Genomic DNA, 17,165 nt, shown 5'->3' with positions numbered 1-17,165 from the left:
TTGATTTCAACTTGCGTCTAAATCCGCACACGGTGTTGAGGAGTGCCCATGTCATCATCCCTAGAACTCCAACCTGAAACTGCCCGCCTCAATTGGGCCTTTGTGCTTTTTTTAACGACGGTTCATGTCTTGGCCGCGGTTGCTCTCTTCTTTTTTTCTTGGTCAGCCTTGGTGGTCACCATCTTTCTCCACTGGCTCTTTGGCAGCATCGGCATTTGCTTGGGATACCATCGCCTCCTGAGTCACCGCAGTTTTCAAGTGCCCCAGTGGTTGGAATACATCATTGCTGTTTTGGGTGCCTTGGCCATGCAGGGAGGTCCCATTTTTTGGGTGGCCGGTCACCGCTTGCACCATGCCCACACCGAAGATGAAGTCAAAGATCCTTACTCAGCGCGGCGGGGCTTTTGGTGGAGCCATATGCTCTGGCTGGTCTATCCCCATCACCAATTTTTTGAGGCTGAGGAGTATGCCCGCTTTGCCCCAGACTTGGTGCGGCATCCCTTTTACCGCTGGCTGGATCGCTACTTTTTGCTGCTGCAAGTGCCCCTTGCTTTGCTCCTCTATGGCCTTGGGGGTTGGTCATGGCTGCTGTGGGGAATGTTTATGCGGGCGGTCTTCCTCTGGCACAGCACGTGGTTGATTAACTCCGCCACCCACAAGTGGGGCTATCGTCGCTTTGAGACCGATGATAACTCTCGCAATCTTTGGTGGGCAGCCCTCCTCACCTACGGCGAAGGTTGGCACAATAACCACCATGCCTATCCCCACGTGGCCAAGGCCGGCTGGTACTGGTGGGAAGTGGATCCCACTTGGTGGGTGATTCGCACACTCCAAGGACTGGGGCTTGCCTCCAAGGTACAGTTGCCCCCCTCCACCGCCCTGTCTAAGTTACCGTAAATTGCGCCGGCTGCGGTGGGCGATCGCCAAATTGCTCAGGCGATCGAGGCCAACCTCCTCAGCGGTCATTAACTCTGTCCACAGGGCATTCACCTTGGGGTCAGTTGGCTGTTGCTGCCGCAGTTTGACCAATGTCTCGAGGGCATCGTACCACAGGCCATGGCTAGCCAGCAGGTTATAGCGTTCTACAGGACTGACCTGGGGCAGTTGCTTGTTCGGGATCCTTGGTAGTGTTACCCGCCGTACCCAGCCTTCCACAAAGCGAATCTGTGATGGATCAGGATCTCGGGGATTGCAAATGAGACTCACCGTCCAGCGGTAGTCCACCCCCTCCTGTAGGGGCGGTACGTCACCCGCCAACGTAATACTGTCTAGGCGCGGGCGATTGGCCATCGGAAACTGCTGCTTGTAAATTTGCACCTGCGTCCCGTCGGCAAGGTTCTGAAAGAGGGCAAACTCAAGAGCTTGGTAATTATTGGCGGGTAAATACCAGTAAAACGTGGGGCGATTAACTGCCGTTAAACCAATATTACTTGCTGGTACTAGGGCGATTAAATCCGGTTCGTTCGCCGCTGTTTGCACTCTACAGACGCCGCGGGTGGCTGCCCCCTCCCGATTCCCCGGCCGGGATAGGTTTTTGGGGGGCGTAAATCCCGCCCAACTCAGACCCGCATTGAGGATGAGTACGGCCAAGCTCCAAGGAACGAAATATCGCAGTGACGTGAAAATAGGGCGTTTCATAGGTCAAGATCCTTAATGAAAAGCGGTAGCGGGAAGTGTTAGGGGGGCCTATCGTTAATCTTTGGTCATTTCCCTACCTGCCACACTACTACCATAGGAGTTGGGTGTGGGCTGCGGGGTGATAGCGCCAACGAGATGGTGATGATGTCCATCACGTACTGGTATTGCGCTGGCTCACAACCTGAGTAGTTTTCAAGACGAGGACAGCACCCTAGCAGTTCCAAAATGGCGCGGGCATGATGTCAGCAGCAGGCATATTAGCAAAGGGCTATCTCTATACTGGAAAGTACCTATAGAATTTTTGCGCTGAGCGCTGTTCCCACTACTTTTCTAAATTTCTTGATCTAGTGGTGTTGCGTGACTCCTCGCTGTGAACACTCTCTCCCTTAAGTGGTTTCTCTTGCCCCCCTTCAGTGTTGTGGCGGGTCTCAGCATCTTTTTGGTGGGATCAAGGGGGCTGTCGGCAACGGCAGCAGAACGGATTATTTTTCGCTATGGCCCCTTCGAGCGATCGCTCCCCATTGCTGATTTAGAACGCTTTGCTACCACTGGCCAAGCCTCCCCAGAACTCGCCAGCTATTTACGGTTATTGCCGCCTGTGCATCAGCAGCAATTGCGGTTGGCCTTACAAGAACGGCTGCGCCTCTCGCCGGTGGCTGTTGCCCAACTCCTGTATTCCCCCCTTGGTCAAGAATTGATGGTGCAAGCGGGCCGAATTCTCGAAACCCAAAGCCGCCAAGAAAACGCCCGTGCCCTGCGATCCGCCCTGATTCTCGCTGCCACTGATCCCAAGGGTCTGACCGCGTTGAGTGTGATGCGCCATTACCCCTCCCCCAGTATCCGCTTTGATCTCAAGGAAGGACTCGCGATTCTCAAAAACTTCCAGCATACAATCCGCGAAACAGAGACAATTCTGGATGTTGTTCGTCAACAGGCGATCGCAAATCAGCCAGAATCTATTCCTGCCAGTGTGCAATCACTGCCCCAACCGGGGCCTTGGCGGTGGCTAGAGATGCCTTGGACAGCAGTGGATGCATCGCCTCGGCGGTTGCAGTTGACGGGACATTCCCGCCCCATTGCAGCGGATCTCTATCTACCCATCGTTCCTGCGGGACAGCGGGTTTCAGTGGTCATCATTTCCCATGGATTGGGAGCCAATCGCTACAGTTATCGCTATTTGTGTCAACATCTGGCCTCTCATGGGTTTGCCGTCATTGCCCTAGAGCATGTGGGCAGCTCCACCCGTCAGTTGCTGTCCTTTGCCATAGGCCATGTCACTCCTAGGGTGGCGGCTCAAGAATTTCTGGATCGCCCCCTCGATGTCACGTTTGTCCTCAATCGTTTAGGGACATTTCCTGAGCAACTCTATCCTTGGGCAGGGCGGCTAGATTTGGAGCGGGTGGCAATGATTGGTCAGTCCTTTGGCGGCTACACGGCTCTCGCCCTCGCGGGGGCACCGTTGGATTTTCAACAACTGCGGCGACATTGCACAAGAAGTGTTCTCGACTCGTTTAATGTGTCACTGCTGCTCCAATGCCAAGCGCAAGCATTACCACCAAAGGTCTATTCCCTACAGGATCCCCGTGTGCAAGCGGTGATTGCTGTTAACCCGATTACCAGTGCTGTCTTTAGTCCTGAATCCTTGAGGCAGTTGAAAATTCCCGTTATGTTTGTGGCTGCCAGTGACGATCCGATCGCCCCAGCGGTCGAGGAGCAAATTTATCCCTTTACATGGCTGACGACGCCCGATCGCTACTTGGTGTTGATAGACGATGCCACCCATTTCTCAACCATTGGTGAGGCGGGTCAAAATGAACCGGTGCTGCCTGTGCCCCAGTCCCTTGTCGGTGCCATGCCCCCGCGATCGCGCACCTATCTGCGAGGATTAAGCTTAGCCTTTTTACGCTTGCACCTTCTAGGGGATGAACAGGCACGGCAATGGCTGACACCGGCCGCAGCAATGGCCTTGAGTTCGCCCACCCATGGCCTGAACCTGACTCAATCCCTAGCCCCGGAACTGTTGGAAAAGGTCCCACAGGCAGCGAAGTAATGATCAACTCGACCATGAATGCTAAATCCCTGATGGTGGTGGGCACCAGCTCCCATGCCGGTAAATCTCTCCTCACAGCGGTGATTTGTCGTTGGCTGGCGCAGCAGGGCTACCGTGTCACTCCCTTTAAGGGACAGAATATGGCCTTGAATGCTTACGTCACCCGTGAGGGCGGTGAAATTGGCTATGCCCAAGCAATGCAGGCCTGGGCGGCAGGGATAGAACCCGAAGTGGCGATGAACCCGATTCTCCTCAAGCCCCAAGGCAACATGACCTCCCAAGTGATTCTCAAGGGGCAGGTGGCGGGGGTCACCCAAGCAGCAGACTACTATCGGGACTATTTTGAGCGGGGTTGGCAGGCGATTACCGAGGCCTTGGCGGATCTGCGACAACGCTTTGACTGGATTGTGTGTGAAGGTGCAGGGTCACCCGCAGAAATTAATCTCAAGCACCGCGATCTCACCAATATGCGGGTGGCGACGTATCTTGGGGCACCGACGATCCTTGTGGCGGATATTGATCGGGGGGGCGTCTTTGCCCACATTGTCGGGACATTGATGCTTCTTGATCCTGCTGAGCGATCGCTCATTCAGGGGATTGTCATTAATAAATTTCGTGGCCAGCGATCGCTCCTTGACAGTGGTGTGCAATGGCTAGAGGAGACCACAGGAGTACCGGTGTTAGGGGTGATTCCCTGGCTCGAGCGCCACTACGCTGCCGAAGATTCCCTTGATCTATGGGATCCGCGTCCCCAACGCCAAGGGGCAGACTTGAAAATTACAGTCATTCGACTACCGCGTATTGCCAACTTCACCGATGTCGATCCCCTGCTGGCGGAACCCAGTGTCTCCCTTGAGTTTCTACCCCCCCATCGTCCCTTGGGGCAACCCGATGCCGTGATCCTGCCGGGGACGAAAACGACGATTGCTGATCTCCACGTCCTACAGCAAACGGGGATGGCAGCGCAACTACAAGCCTACGCTGCCCAAGGGGGAACCATTCTCGGTATTTGCGGTGGGTGGCAGATTTTGGGTACCACCATCAGCGATCCTCTGGGCTTAGAGGGCTGCCCCGGCACCTATAAAGGACTGGGACTCATGCCGCTGCACACGCAATTGGGGGTAAGCAAATGTACCCAGCAACAACAAACCCAATCCATTTATTTCCCCGGTTCTGAGCCGATCGTGGGCTATGAAATTCACCAAGGCCAAAGTGAATACACAGGCGATCTCAACGGTTGGCAGCCCCTTTTTTCTGCCTCAGAACTCGGCCTTGTTAACACGGCGGGCACGCTTTGGGGCACCTACCTGCATGGGCTATTGGAAAATGGTGCTTGGCGTCGCCATTGGCTAAATGGGTTGCGATCGCGCCGTCAACTGCCCCCCCTACCCACAGCCATTCCCCACTATGCCGAGCAACGGACTGTTGTACTGGATCAACTTACAGAAGCCGTGATGGCTCACCTGAACCTAGAGAGCATTTGTAAATTATGTTGATGTAAAAATTTCAAATTGTTAGCAATTGTCATCCCTTGCAAATGACTCCCCTAGACTGAGGAACGATGTGCTGATGATAGGGAGTGCAAAAGGACAATGACAGTGGCTGCTTCTTGGTCAGTGGGAACCTTAATTGTTTCAGCGATCGCCGCCCTGAGTGGCTTAAGCTGGCTCTTGTACACAGCTTATCAAGAGGAAAAACAATGTCCCCTGCGGGAGTCTTCCCCCCAAGAGGCCTATGGTGAAACCCTCTGGCGCATGATCTTTGTCTATTGGCTCGTCTATTGTGGTGCGCGGGGTCTGCAAATCGCTGTACCATTAGAAGGCACTGATTTAGGTCAAATGTGCAAAATCACCGCACTCTTGGCCTTTTTGCTCACCACCTCTTCGCTGCTTTGCTTACCGATGCACTATTGGCAGGCACGCCAGCGCCAGCAACAACTCAATTAACCCTCGATTCGTCTCCTCCAAGGTTCAATTAAGGTTCAATGTGGTCTGACCTGCTCCAACAACTCCTCGATCGCCAAGCCCTGACGCAAGAGCAGGCCACCCAGTTAATGCAAGGATGGCTGGCAGCAGAAATTCCCGATGCCCTCGCCGGTGCCATTCTCACGGCATTACAGTTCAAGGGGCTGACGGTTGAGGAACTCACGGGCATGGCCAAGGTATTGTTGGCGCAGTCCGCCGCTGCACCGCTGAATTTAGCCGAACCCCTCATTGATACCTGCGGCACCGGGGGCGATCGCGCGGGTACCTTTAATATCTCCACAGCGGTTGCCTTTGTTGTCGCAGCAGCCGGTGTCAAAGTGGCTAAGCACGGCAATCGTTCCGTCTCTAGCCGCGTCGGTTCAGCGGATGTCCTTGAGTGCCTTGGGATCAATCTTGCTCACAGCGATCCCGCCTTTTTGCTCAAGGAAGTGGGGATTACGTTTCTCTTTGCCCCCGGTTGGCATCCCGCCATGAAAGCCGTGGCTCCCCTGCGCCGTACCCTGAAAATTCGCACCGTCTTTAATCTCCTCGGTCCTTTGGTGAATCCGCTCCACCCCACAGGGCAGGTGATTGGTGTCTTTAGCGATCGCTATCTTGAAGCCATGGCCGGCGCCCTCCAACGTCTCGGACGCCAACGCGGGATTGTCCTCTATGGTCGCGAAGGAGTGGATGAAGCCACCCTCGGCAATATGACCGATCTTGTCATGTTTAGTAGCCCTGAGGAATCGCTGCGCCAAGAAGTCCTTGATCCCCAAGCCTTGGGACTCGCCAGTGCCCCCCTGAGGGATCTGGCTGGAGGAGATGTCCAGACCAATGCCGAGATTCTTACCCAAGTTCTGCAGGGCAAAGGCACAACGGCTCAGCAGGATGTGGTGGCGCTCAATGCCGCCTTAGCTCTCTACGTGGCAGCAGTCGTTCAAGATTGGTGGGAAGGGGTGGATCGGGCAAAGGCGATTCTGGCCAGTGGCGCCGCATGGGACAAGTTACAGACATTGGTGACGCTCTCCAATGAGTCCTAGGGGGTCTGCCTATTTGCCGCCGTGGTGTGTCCTAGATCCCCTCTTGGATCAATGGTTACAGGAGGACATCGGGCGGGGCGATCGCACCACCCAAGCCCTGCATCTCCAAGATCGCCAAGGAAAAGCCCACATTCGTCTCAAAAGTCAGGGAGTGATTGCCGGTCTGCCCATTGTGGAGCGGGTGTTCCAACGCCTGACAGCAGCAGTAGTGTTTACCTACGAGCAGGCCGAGGGCACCCTTTGTGAGGCGCCGACAATTGTTGCTCGCATTGAAGCTCCCCTAGAAACCTTACTCCTAGGTGAACGGCTGGCTCTCAATTGCCTGATGCGCCTCAGTGGCATTGCCACCCTCACCCGTACCTACGCCCAGCAAATTGCTGACTTGCCAACGCAACTCGTCGATACCCGCAAAACAACGCCCGGACTGCGCCTGTTAGAAAAATATGCAGTGGCGGTGGGGGGCGGTGTCAACCATCGCTTTGGCCTTGACGATGCAATTATGATTAAGGATAACCACATTGTGGCAGCGGGGGGCATCACGGCTGCGGTTGAACAAGTCCGCCAATCCAGTCCCTTTCCCTTGGCCATTGAGGTGGAAACTGAGAGCCTAGAGCAGGTGCGCGAAGCCCTCTCCTTGGGGGTAGAGGTGATCATGCTTGACAATATGCCGATTCCAGAGATGACCCAAGCCGTGGCGATGATCCGCGCCGCAGCCCCCCACACTAAAATTGAGGCCTCTGGCAATATCACCCTAGAAACCTTGCGAGCAGTGGCCTTGACAGGGGTGGACTACATTTCTACGAGTGCGATAATCACGCGATCCCCTTGGCTAGACTTTAGTTTGACCATTCTTTGAGTCCTCTCTACCTCTTGCCCACAACGTTAGTACCTATTTTGGGAGGTTGCCCGATGTTGAAATCCATGAGAATGCCGCAGTTGGTGCAGCTCAAACCTTGGGAGTTAGTGGTGTCACTGATTGCAGTGGTCATTGCGATACCGATTTTGGTCATTCTCAGTCAACTCTTTGTGAATACGGGTGACACTTGGCATCATTTGGCCACAACCGTTTTACCCGACTATTTACTCAACTCCCTCTGGCTAATGTTGGGGGTGGGAGCAGGGGTGATTGTCATTGGTGTCAGTACTGCTTGGCTGGTCACCAACTGTCAGTTTTGGGGAGTGCGCTGGTGGCAATGGCTACTGTTAACCCCCTTGGCAGCACCCGCCTATGTTTTGGCCTATACCTATACGGAGTTTTTTGCCTTTGAAGGTTCGATTCAGGCATGGCTACGGGAACTAACGGGCTGGGGCTACGGTGACTATTGGTTTCCCAATATCCGCTCCCTTGGCGGGGCGATCGCCATGCTCACCCTCGTTCTCTATCCCTATGTCTTTCTCTTGGCGCGGGTAGCCTTTTTGGAGCAGGCCACCTGTAGCTTAGAGGCCAGTCGTTCCCTTGGCTGTGGGCCTTGGCGCAGTTTTTGGACGGTGGCGTTGCCCCTTGCTCGGCCAGCCATTGCTGCCGGCACCAGCCTAGCGCTCATGGAAACCCTGAATGATTTTGGTACTGTGCAGTACTTTGGCGTGGATACCTTTACCACAGGCATCTATCGCACATGGTTTGGCATGGGCAATCGCGTGGCCTCAGCTCAGTTGGCAGCTGTTTTGGTGGTGATTGTTTTTGCCCTGCTGCTCGTGGAGAAATGGTCTCGGGGCAAGGCACGCTATTACAATCGCGGGAGCGATCGCCCCATTCCCTACGTGCTCAAAGGCTGGCGAGCGGCTTTGGCTTGGCTGGCCTGTGCCCTACCGGTGTTCTTTGGTCTTCTACTCCCCGGCGGGTTGCTCCTCTACTTGGCCATCAGCTACCAACAACTGCACCTCAGCCGTGAATTTTTAGAACACGCCAGCCACAGCTTGATTTTGGCCACCCTCTCTGCGGTTTTGGCGGTGGGCATTGCCCTGCTCTTGGCCTATGGGCATCGCTTGCTGCCAACGGTTTGGGTGCGTTGGGGAACACAGATTGCGGCGATGGGCTATGCCATTCCCGGTACGGTGATTGCGGTGGGGATTCTCATGCCCTTGGGGTGGCTAGATAACATCATTAATGATGTCACTGAGCACCTGTGGGGGGTGGAAGTGGGCTTGATTCTCAGTGGCACCATCACCGCACTGATCTATGCCTACTTGGTACGCTTTTTGGCGGTTTCCTTGGGCAGTGTGGAGGCCAGCCTAGTGAAGATTCGTCCGTCCTTGGATGAGGTGGCGCGGACATTGGGGCGATCGCCCTGGAATATTCTGCGCACGGTTCACTTGCCGCTGATGGTGCCCGGCCTTTTTACCGCTGCCCTGATGGTCTTTGTCGATGTGATGAAGGAATTGCCGGCCACATTGGTGATTCGCCCCTTTAACTTTGATACCCTAGCCATACAGGTTTACCGCTTTGCCTCTGATGAGCGACTTCCCGAAGCCGCCTTAAGTGCTTTGGCCTTGGTGGTCGTCGGTCTCATTCCGGTCATTTGGCTGGGACGGCAAACCCGCTGGGCAGATTAGGGAGTTCGGTTTACCGTTTACCAATCTTCTTAATAATTCGTTACATTAGAAACAACGTTCGCTAGGTGTGCTATGTACTTAGAATTTAAGGCCAGCCAATCTGTGCGCCTCAGTATTGCAACGCCCACGGCCCTTCTGCAGCACTACCTGCGCCAACCCCAGCGGCTGGTGTATGCCCTGACTGACCCAACACGGGTGGAATTTTTGGGTAGCGATCGCTTTCGCCTCAAGATGCGTCCCCTTAACTTTCTCATGGTCAGCTTGCAGCCCACGGTGGATCTGGCTGTCCATGCTAATAGCGATGGCTCTTTACAATTGCGCTCCCTCGGCTGTGAAATTCGCGGCGTGGACTACATTAATCGCCGCTTTCACCTTGCGCTCCAAGGCTATTTGTCTCCCCAAGCAACGGCAAACGGCACGGATTTGATTGGTCTAGCTGACTTGCAGGTGGGCGTGGATATTCCGCCGCCTTTGGATCTCACACCGCGCCCGATTCTCGAAGCCACCGGCAATGGCTTACTCAAGAGCGTTCTGTTAACGATTAAACAACGCCTCAGTCAACACCTTGTCGCCGATTATCAACGCTGGCTCACGGAAGTGGAAACCAATGGCAGTGGCGATTGGCTCACGCCTGTCCCTGTCAGTTCCAGCTAAAATTTCCCTACAGATAGACCTGCTTGGTGCTGAGTAATTGCCCAAGGCCAAAGAGTCCCCGCTGGCAACCCCTTGCAGCAGCACCAATGGCCAAGGCATCCAAGCGCTCTAGTTGGGGGGGACGATTGACAAAAACCAGGGGAGTTTGCACCTGCTGATAAAAGGCACGGCAGTCTTCGTAGCTGCTGGCAATAATCCCACTGGCGGCGCTGCCATACTGGTGAATCCAATGCACTGCGGCGGTGAGATCCTCTTCGTAGTGCCACGCCAAGCGTCGATCCAGATAGGGGAGTGGCCACTCACTGGCGTCCACGAGGGGAATTTCAGGATAGTTGCGGTGTAAGTGCTCATCCACCCCCTGCTTGTAGCCCGCTTGGGTGAGTTCATTGATCACAAATGCCAGATGGGAGGGATTGACATTACCGAGCACAATGACCTTTTCAATGGCAAGGGCGCGATCGGGATTGGCTTGGTGGCTGTGCTGAATACAGTTGAGGACACTCTCTGGCGACACCGAACCATCCCAAACCAGATAGGTATTCCCAAGGGAAAGAGAGACCAAGGGACAGCGAGCAGCAGCGCGTTGCTCGGCCACAAAGCGGAAGCGGCCATAGACAAGGGCGAGATCAACAGCGACGGGATCCGCAAGCCAACTGGTTGGACTCAGGGAGAGGGTTTGAATGGTGGCTTTGGGCAGACTGGTTTTACTGAGGGCGGCCTCGATGAGACTGGCGATCGCCCCAGCAGTATAGCGGCTACTTTCACCACTCCAGAGCACAAGGGCATTTCCCGTTTTGAGGGCCATGCCGGCCAACATCAGACTCAAAGTGGGTAGCCCTTCATAGACCAAGGCCACCACCCCCAAGGGCACGGCATACTGAAACCGCTCGGGTCGCGTTGGCAACGGCTGCTGCCACGGATCTGGCGCGTGGTAAAGGTGCTCTAACCACTGCCGAATGCGGTGGAGGCGCTCATGGGTCAGCCGCAGCCAGCCAAGAACAATCTGGGACACTGCTAAATCGCGACTGGATTCAAGGTCAAGGGTATTTTGCTCCAACAGGAGGGGTTCTGCTGCTTCTAACTCAGTGATTAATTGCCCTAAAGCTTCCTGACGCAGGGCATAGCTGGCTTGACTGAGGTGTGTACTGGCGACCCGCGCCCCCCTCAACGGCTCGGGCAACATAGCGGAACGTGGCTCAACGACGAGAGAGGGCAATCCACACTAAAAATGCGGGCATCAGTGCAATTAGCAGGGAGGCAATAATCCATAGCAGCCCTTCAGGTTTTAAGGACAATTGTAGAAGCAAGGGCAGCCAGAGGAGAATAGGCATCAATAAAAAGAAGCTCAGGCCAATCGCAAAATACCAATAGCTTTCTGAGAAGCCCCGCTGCAACTGATTCCACTGCAATCCTGTCCAATACCATGCGCGTTTGTAGGGATAGGTGGTGGCCAACTGCTCAATCGAATAGCCATCGGGACGGACGACAAAAATTTGCTGACAGCGCCGACAGCCAAAAGCTTCCGTGAGGGCGATCGGCATCAACTCCCCTTGGCGACGACAGGGGCAGGGGTAACTTGCATCGAGATCCAGTTTGTGAGGTTTAATCGGAGCCACGGTGGCTGTCCAAAACGCAAACGACAGAAAATGATTCGATGGCGGGCGATCGCTCGCCTACTGATACAGCATACAAAGAGAATTCTGTTTTGCCTGTGACTTATACAATTTGTTAAAGATAGCCGCGAAAGGGGGATATTTCGATTTTTCTGCAATGAGAGAATGTAGGCTAGGATACAGTTCTGCTGCAACCCCTCCTGATCATGATTCCCCAAGATTTTCTCGACCAAATTAACCCCGATCGCTACATTGTTCCCGTGGGGGGGAAATTTCACTGGCAGGACTATGATCCTGCGGATACCGCTGGCCTCAAAAGCAAAGTCGAAGCCCAAGAACTCCTTGCCGCTGGCATTAAGAAGCTAGCCGCTTACCAAGATGTTCTCTATGCCCAGAATATCTATGCGCTGCTGATTATTTTCCAAGCGATGGATGCAGCGGGCAAAGACAGCACGATCAAACACGTCATGAGTGGCATTAACCCCCAAGGCTGTCAGGTGTATAGCTTTAAGGCACCGAGTGCCGAGGAGTTGGATCATGACTTTTTGTGGCGCGCCAACCGCGCATTGCCAGAGCGAGGCTGTATTGGTATTTTTAATCGCTCCTATTACGAAGAAGTTCTTGTGGTGCGGGTGCACCCAGAGTTGCTGAACCGTCAACAACTTCCCCCCGAAACCAAGACCAAGCACATCTGGAAAGAGCGCTTTGAGGACATTAATCACTACGAACGTTACTTAACCCGCAATGGTATTCTCATCCTCAAGTTTTTCCTGAATATCTCCAAAGCAGAGCAGAAAAAACGCTTTTTGGAGCGCATTAGTCGCCCGGAAAAAAACTGGAAATTTTCCATTGATGACGTGCGCGATCGCGCCCACTGGGATGACTATCGAGACGCCTATGCCGATGTCTTTCGCCACACCAGTACCGAATGGGCACCGTGGCACATTATTCCCGCCAATCGCAAGTGGTTTGCCCGCCTCATGGTGGCTCACTTCATTTATCAAAAGTTGGCGAGTTTGAACCTGCACTACCCAATTGTTAGTGAAGCCCACAAAGAGCAGTTACTGGAAGCCAAGGCATTACTGGAAAACGAACCTGACGACGAGGAATAACGGCTGCCACTGCCTCCCGAAATCGAGGAGCTTGGGAACATCCTTAGGCAGCTCCATCCCCTTGGGGAACCTCTTGCCATAGGGAGGTTGTTTCCCGCAGACTTTGGTAATCGCCATTGCCGAGAATTAAGTGGTCAAGCACCGGAATGCCCATAATTTGTCCCGCTTGCAGAATTTGTTTTGTCAAATCCAGATCCGCTTGACTGGGGACTAAACTTCCTGAGGGATGGTTGTGGGCAATGATCAGGCGGCTCGCATTGCGACGCACTGCTTCACGGAAAACTTCGCGGGGATGGACAAGGGTTTCTGTGGCGGTTCCCACCGTAATCACATGAGACCCCAATAGGCGATGGCGCACATCCAACAAGAGAACGGCAAAGCGTTCCGTCGGTTGCCACATGAGATCAGTACTGAGGACAGCAGCGGCAAGGGCAGGATTGTCAATGATCGTTTGCTCCCCCGGTCGCGACTGAAAGACCCGCTTCCCCAACTCCACAGCTGCCAGAATGGTCGTGGCTTTGGCGGGGCCAACACCAGGGATGGCCATCAATTCCTCTGGGGTAATGTCGCGTAAAAGGCTCACAGCATCGGTACTGTTACCACTGCGCTCCCCCAACTGTTTGAGGATAAATTGTCCTAAGCCCACGGCTGAGAGTTTGCCCGCCCCTTGACCAGTCCCCAGTAAAATCGCCAACAGTTCTGCGGAACTGAGATAGCGGGCACCTTGGCTGAGTAGCTTTTCACGGGGGCGATCGCCGACGGGCAGATCAGCAACACGGAGGGAGTAGGACATGACAGCAGCGATCAAGGGAATTGCTAAAAAGCATATCAAGATTTGCTTGTGGCAGCGTTGGGACTGATTTAGAGAAATTTGCAAGAAGTAGTTGACTTTTATTTGCAAATAGTTCAAGCTAAAGAAAGTAAAGAAACTGTTTTCCTCTGTTCAGCCTCAATGAACGTATTGCGAATCTACTCCTAACTTTTCCTAGGGGGCAGGTGAGAGTTGCCTGTTCAGAAGTGCTGGGGGCGATCGCCCGATTGCCCTTGAATATCCTATAAATCGAGGCTTGCAGATACTTTGATCATGATTGAGGAGTGAATAATGGCGAGATCGATCGCGGTCTGGCTGGGGCTAGCTTTGGCTCCTGCTTGGGGAATGTCAGCGGCATTAGCTGCGAATCAGTTGCAAGACACACCCCATACGAGTGATGTGAGTGCCTCTAGATTTCTTGATGATGACTTGCAACAAGTGACTCATTCAGTAAAATCACCCTTGCAAGTGGCACAAGTGCCAGCAGTGGCGGACTTAGAGGCTCAAGCTCCCCGACTCCCTGCCCCCGCGCCGTCTTTGGGAATGCAGCGGACAATGCCGCAAGTAACCTCAGTGAATCAACTCTCGGATGTGCGCCCCACGGACTGGGCCTATCAAGCCTTGGCCTCACTGGTGGAGAAATATGGCTGTATTGCCGGTTATCCCGATGGCACCTTCCGTGGCAATCGTGCCGCTACTCGTTATGAAATGGCAGCCGCTTTGAATGCCTGCCTCGATGTAATTAGCGATCGCTTTGCCAGCAAGGAAGATCTGGCCACCCTTCAGCGGCTAGCGGAGGAGTTTAGTAGAGAATTAGCCGTGATCAAGGGACGGGTGACGAATCTGGAAGGCCGCGTTGCTAACCTTGAAGCGACTCGATTTGCCACCACTACTAAACTACGCGCTTCAGTCATCTTCAATGTGTCCGATGTCCTCGCAGGCACCCGAACCGTTCCTTTCGGTCGTCTCACCATCGAAGACAATCCCGTTGCTACCTACCGCGCTCGGCTGAACTTTGACACCAGCTTCTATGGCAAGGATGTCCTGCGGGTGCGCATTCAGGCGGCCAATATGCCCAGATACGACCGTGCTAATCTTACAAACACAAATATGGCGCGTCTTGGCTACGACACCAACACCGATGGGCAATTCCGAATCGACGACCTCTACTATCGCACCCCTCTGACCAAACGCCTGTTCCTTGCCTTTGACGCCGCAGCAGGAAACTTCGATAAGAATGTCTTCACCTTTAACCCCCTCTTGCAGTCTGCTGAAACGGGAGCCATTAGCCGGTTTGGTCGCTTTAACCCCCTCTATCGCTTCGGTGGCGGGGCTGGCTTAACACTGCGCTATACCCTCCTTGAAAATAAAGAGCGGGGCACTGGCCTAACCCTAAATCTGAGCTATCAGGCACCGAACGCAGCTAATCCAAATCGAAATACACCAAATACTAATGGTCTCTTCGACGGTGCCTATGCCGCCTTGGCTCAACTCGACTGGCGACCTGCGAAGAACCTCGCCATGGGATTTACCTATGTGCGCTCCTTTGGTACTAGTGTTGCCGGCGGCACAGGAAGCAGTGGGTTTGACGGCTCTGCTGCCAACCCCATCGGTCCCAGTGCGAGTAATGCCAATGCAGCAGCCGATAACTTTGGCTTTCAGTTTACCTACCGCCCCATTCAAAAATTCAACATTGCAGGCTGGGTCGGCTACTCCAATGTCTATCAGGTACAAGGCACAGGCCCACGGCGAGAAGCAGAAGTCTTAAACTGGGCCGCCACCTTTGCTGTACCGGACATCTGGCGCAAGGGCGATGTTCTGGGTTTAATTGTCGGCCAACCCCCACAAACCATTAGCGTTCGTAATGTGCCGGGTGCCCCCGGCGCAACCTTTAACTCCTACCACATCGAGGGGTTGTACCGTATTCCGATCTCGCGGAATATTTCAATTACACCTGGCCTCATTGCCGTGGTCAATTCCAACAGCAACAGTAACAACGCGCCGCTGCTTCTGGGGGTTGTGCGAACGACATTTAGCTTCTAACGCCTTGCATCTTCCCTGCCCAATGGGGCGGGGTTTCACTTTAATCTTTAGGGGGTTAGGGCACTCTAAAAGGGCATCTGCTAAGGTAGGGGTACAGCCCTTTTCTGGGGCGCACAAAATAATTGCTAAGGTTGTTGAGTACTCACTTGGGAGCATTGCCCTATGTCCGAAGAACAAGTTTCGCCACCAGAGTCCCCGACTCCCGAACCTGAAACAGAAGCCGTCAGTCCAGAAGAGGTCACCGAAGCGGCAAAAGCTCTCCTTGCTGCTCTGCAACGGTTTGCCGCCGCTCAAATCAAAGCCCTACCAGCAGATGTACAAAAAGCCCTTGAAACGGCGATCGCAGAGCTGAAGTCGAATGCTGATACCGTCTCTAGCCATGTCAAGGATTTTGAGGAGCGACTCAAAGCGGCGTGGGAGGTGCTAACAGCAAAGAAAGAGTTGCCCAGTGGTGGTGATGGCGAGTCCTAGTCCGTTATTGCTTGAGCCATTCCCTTGGCAGGAGACCCTCCAGTGGCAACCCACACCCCAACAGCAGGAACAGTTCCAACGCTTCTATGGGGCAATCCTCGCAGCCAACCAAGGGATCAACTTGACGCGGATTACGGCAGTCCCTGATTTCTGGGAGAAGCACCTCTGGGATTCGTTGCGGGGGATTTTGCCATGGCTTCAGCCTACTGGGGGAACACCTTGGGGAACTAAGATTCAACAGGTCATTGATATTGGCAGTGGCGGTGGTTTTCCGGGGGTACCGGTGGCGATCGCCCGCCCCGATTGGTCAGTGACCCTCCTTGAAGCGACCCAAAAGAAAGTCAAATTTTTGCAATCCCTACCGCAAACAGTTGGTTTAGCGAACATTCACCCTGAATGGGGACGGGCGGAAACCCATGGCCGCCGCTATGATTTGGCGCTCATGCGAGCCGTGGGAGACCTTCGTCGTTGTTGTGCCTACGGTTTGCCCCTATTACGGTTGGGGGGCATTTTAGTCCTGTACCGAGGTCAGTGGAGCAAAGAGGATGCCCAAACCCTAGGAACCCTGCTGCCGCGATACCGCAGTCAACTCCTAGAGATTCAGGCCTTTACCACCCCCTTGAGCCATGCCCAGCGCCACTGCGTTTACCTTCAGCGTCAGGCTTGAATGAGTGCTCTTGTCCTCGTGGGGACTCTTGATGTAAATAAATATGACAATTGATGGTTTGGAATTTTCGCCATACACATTTAGGGGGGGATCAGTTATACACAAATAGAGAGCAAACCAACAGATGTACTGAATTGATTGGTTGGGGCAATTTGGCAAGTTTCGGAGGAATACCGTCAATGTTTAGCGATAATAATACAGGTTTTACAAACTGGCTCGCCGATCTCGTCAATGGCATGGGTCTGGCATGGTGGGTCAAGATAGACACGAAAACACCCCCCTGCACCTACTACTTTGGCCCTTTTTTGACCCAAGCTGAAGCGGAAAGGGAGAAGCAGGGCTACATTGACGACCTGAGGGCTGAAGGAGCAGAGGGCTTGGAAGTGACGGTGATGCGCTGCCGCCCTGAAAAGGTGACCATTGAGGTCGAAAAAAAGACGCGGGTGCCCCTTAGTGTCGGCACGACATAGTCACCTGAAAACTGGTTCTAAAACTCTCCCTTTGAGGGCAGTGCACTCTCTCAGTTTTCTCCTAAACAGCGCCACTGGA

The 17,165-nt window shown here is 54.0% G+C and carries 17 protein-coding genes; 13 read left to right on the top strand and 4 right to left on the bottom strand.

The window, feature by feature from the left end; all coding sequences use genetic code 11:
* The first annotated feature begins 48 nt into the window (after positions 1-48).
* Complete coding sequence (locus RHH53_RS11225) at positions 49-897, top strand: fatty acid desaturase (RefSeq protein WP_206200220.1); 849 nt, start codon at positions 49-51, stop codon at positions 895-897.
* Here RHH53_RS11225 and RHH53_RS11220 read toward each other — a convergent pair.
* On the bottom strand, positions 889-1,638 hold the full coding sequence (locus RHH53_RS11220; RefSeq protein ID WP_206200219.1) for a DUF928 domain-containing protein: 750 nt from the start codon (positions 1,636-1,638) through the stop codon (positions 889-891). The genes RHH53_RS11225 and RHH53_RS11220 overlap by 9 nt on opposite strands.
* A gap of 370 nt (positions 1,639-2,008) precedes the next feature.
* Here RHH53_RS11220 and RHH53_RS11215 point away from each other — a divergent pair, with 370 nt between their 5' ends.
* The 7 genes from RHH53_RS11215 (at position 2,009) to RHH53_RS11185 (ending at position 9,899) form a co-directional block, all read left to right on the top strand.
* Positions 2,009-3,688, top strand: coding sequence for an alpha/beta hydrolase (locus tag RHH53_RS11215; protein WP_206200218.1), 1,680 nt, complete (start codon positions 2,009-2,011; stop codon positions 3,686-3,688).
* A gap of 14 nt (positions 3,689-3,702) precedes the next feature.
* Entirely contained in the window at positions 3,703-5,184 is a 1,482-nt protein-coding gene (locus tag RHH53_RS11210; protein ID WP_310438507.1) for a cobyric acid synthase, read from the top strand.
* 96 nt (positions 5,185-5,280) lie between these two features.
* On the top strand, positions 5,281-5,634 hold the full coding sequence (locus RHH53_RS11205) for a hypothetical protein (protein ID WP_310438496.1): 354 nt from the start codon (positions 5,281-5,283) through the stop codon (positions 5,632-5,634).
* A 38-nt stretch (positions 5,635-5,672) separates the two neighbouring features.
* Positions 5,673-6,692: an anthranilate phosphoribosyltransferase gene (gene trpD, locus RHH53_RS11200; protein ID WP_302678320.1), complete on the top strand. Its 1,020-nt coding sequence runs from the start codon at positions 5,673-5,675 to the stop codon at positions 6,690-6,692.
* Positions 6,682-7,548, top strand: a complete 867-nt coding sequence (gene nadC, locus RHH53_RS11195; RefSeq protein WP_206200214.1) for a carboxylating nicotinate-nucleotide diphosphorylase — start codon at positions 6,682-6,684, stop codon at positions 7,546-7,548. Before trpD ends, nadC begins: the two co-directional genes overlap by 11 nt.
* 53 nt (positions 7,549-7,601) lie before the next feature.
* A complete protein-coding gene (locus RHH53_RS11190) occupies positions 7,602-9,245 on the top strand; it encodes an iron ABC transporter permease (protein ID WP_302677552.1) in 1,644 nt (547 codons plus the stop codon).
* A gap of 72 nt (positions 9,246-9,317) precedes the next feature.
* On the top strand, positions 9,318-9,899 hold the full coding sequence (locus RHH53_RS11185; protein WP_206200212.1) for a DUF1997 domain-containing protein: 582 nt from the start codon (positions 9,318-9,320) through the stop codon (positions 9,897-9,899).
* Between the two features lie 7 nt (positions 9,900-9,906).
* Here the strand turns inward: RHH53_RS11185 and RHH53_RS11180 are convergent, their stop codons facing one another.
* Both RHH53_RS11180 and RHH53_RS11175 read right to left on the bottom strand, forming a co-directional pair.
* On the bottom strand, positions 9,907-11,082 hold the full coding sequence (locus RHH53_RS11180) for a hypothetical protein (RefSeq protein WP_310743797.1): 1,176 nt from the start codon (positions 11,080-11,082) through the stop codon (positions 9,907-9,909).
* A 13-nt stretch (positions 11,083-11,095) separates the two neighbouring features.
* A complete protein-coding gene (locus RHH53_RS11175) occupies positions 11,096-11,515 on the bottom strand; it encodes a hypothetical protein (RefSeq protein ID WP_286625107.1) in 420 nt (139 codons plus the stop codon).
* Between the two features lie 203 nt (positions 11,516-11,718).
* Between RHH53_RS11175 and RHH53_RS11170 the strand changes: the two genes are divergently transcribed.
* Complete coding sequence (locus tag RHH53_RS11170; protein WP_206200209.1) at positions 11,719-12,624, top strand: polyphosphate kinase 2 family protein; 906 nt, start codon at positions 11,719-11,721, stop codon at positions 12,622-12,624.
* Positions 12,625-12,667: 43 nt separating this feature from the next.
* Here RHH53_RS11170 and radC read toward each other — a convergent pair whose 3' ends face one another.
* On the bottom strand, positions 12,668-13,417 hold the full coding sequence (gene radC / locus RHH53_RS11165; protein ID WP_206200208.1) for a DNA repair protein RadC: 750 nt from the start codon (positions 13,415-13,417) through the stop codon (positions 12,668-12,670).
* 309 nt (positions 13,418-13,726) lie between these two features.
* Between radC and RHH53_RS11160 the strand changes: the two genes are divergently transcribed.
* The 4 genes from RHH53_RS11160 (at position 13,727) to RHH53_RS11145 (ending at position 17,086) form a co-directional block, all read left to right on the top strand.
* Positions 13,727-15,478, top strand: a complete 1,752-nt coding sequence (locus RHH53_RS11160) for an iron uptake porin (RefSeq protein WP_310743796.1) — start codon at positions 13,727-13,729, stop codon at positions 15,476-15,478.
* A 162-nt stretch (positions 15,479-15,640) separates the two neighbouring features.
* Positions 15,641-15,949 carry a hypothetical protein gene (locus tag RHH53_RS11155; RefSeq protein WP_206200207.1) on the top strand — a complete coding sequence of 103 codons (309 nt, stop codon included), beginning with the start codon at positions 15,641-15,643 and terminating at the stop codon, positions 15,947-15,949.
* Positions 15,936-16,616 (top strand): 16S rRNA (guanine(527)-N(7))-methyltransferase RsmG, encoded by a 681-nt coding sequence (gene rsmG / locus RHH53_RS11150; RefSeq protein WP_310743795.1) that lies wholly within the window; start codon positions 15,936-15,938, stop codon positions 16,614-16,616. Before RHH53_RS11155 ends, rsmG begins: the two co-directional genes overlap by 14 nt.
* 179 nt (positions 16,617-16,795) lie before the next feature.
* Positions 16,796-17,086 carry a DUF1816 domain-containing protein gene (locus RHH53_RS11145; RefSeq protein WP_302678315.1) on the top strand — a complete coding sequence of 97 codons (291 nt, stop codon included), beginning with the start codon at positions 16,796-16,798 and terminating at the stop codon, positions 17,084-17,086.
* Positions 17,087-17,165 lie beyond the last annotated feature (79 nt).

The organism is Thermosynechococcus sp. PKX82 (assembly GCF_031583255.1).
Taxonomy (GTDB): Bacteria; Cyanobacteriota; Cyanobacteriia; order Thermosynechococcales; family Thermosynechococcaceae; genus Thermosynechococcus.
The sequence above is the reverse complement of the archived record's forward strand: the minus strand, read 5'-3'. Positions and strand labels throughout refer to the sequence as shown.

Excerpts from the sequence above, each read along its gene's own strand:
- RHH53_RS11180 (WP_310743797.1), bottom strand. The coding sequence starts at position 11,082 with ATGTTGCCCGAGCCGTTGAGGGGGGCGCGGGTCGCCAGTACACACCTC.
- RHH53_RS11145 (WP_302678315.1), top strand. The coding sequence starts at position 16,796 with ATGTTTAGCGATAATAATACAGGTTTTACAAACTGGCTCGCCGATCTC.
- RHH53_RS11205 (WP_310438496.1), top strand. The coding sequence starts at position 5,281 with ATGACAGTGGCTGCTTCTTGGTCAGTGGGAACCTTAATTGTTTCAGCG.
- RHH53_RS11225 (WP_206200220.1), top strand. The coding sequence starts at position 49 with ATGTCATCATCCCTAGAACTCCAACCTGAAACTGCCCGCCTCAATTGG.
- RHH53_RS11170 (WP_206200209.1), top strand. The coding sequence starts at position 11,719 with ATGATTCCCCAAGATTTTCTCGACCAAATTAACCCCGATCGCTACATT.
- RHH53_RS11190 (WP_302677552.1), top strand. The coding sequence starts at position 7,602 with ATGTTGAAATCCATGAGAATGCCGCAGTTGGTGCAGCTCAAACCTTGG.
- rsmG (WP_310743795.1), top strand. The coding sequence starts at position 15,936 with ATGGCGAGTCCTAGTCCGTTATTGCTTGAGCCATTCCCTTGGCAGGAG.
- RHH53_RS11220 (WP_206200219.1), bottom strand. The coding sequence starts at position 1,638 with ATGAAACGCCCTATTTTCACGTCACTGCGATATTTCGTTCCTTGGAGC.
- nadC (WP_206200214.1), top strand. The coding sequence starts at position 6,682 with ATGAGTCCTAGGGGGTCTGCCTATTTGCCGCCGTGGTGTGTCCTAGAT.
- radC (WP_206200208.1), bottom strand. The coding sequence starts at position 13,417 with ATGTCCTACTCCCTCCGTGTTGCTGATCTGCCCGTCGGCGATCGCCCC.
- trpD (WP_302678320.1), top strand. The coding sequence starts at position 5,673 with ATGTGGTCTGACCTGCTCCAACAACTCCTCGATCGCCAAGCCCTGACG.
- RHH53_RS11160 (WP_310743796.1), top strand. The coding sequence starts at position 13,727 with ATGGCGAGATCGATCGCGGTCTGGCTGGGGCTAGCTTTGGCTCCTGCT.
- RHH53_RS11155 (WP_206200207.1), top strand. The coding sequence starts at position 15,641 with ATGTCCGAAGAACAAGTTTCGCCACCAGAGTCCCCGACTCCCGAACCT.
- RHH53_RS11210 (WP_310438507.1), top strand. The coding sequence starts at position 3,703 with ATGAATGCTAAATCCCTGATGGTGGTGGGCACCAGCTCCCATGCCGGT.
- RHH53_RS11185 (WP_206200212.1), top strand. The coding sequence starts at position 9,318 with ATGTACTTAGAATTTAAGGCCAGCCAATCTGTGCGCCTCAGTATTGCA.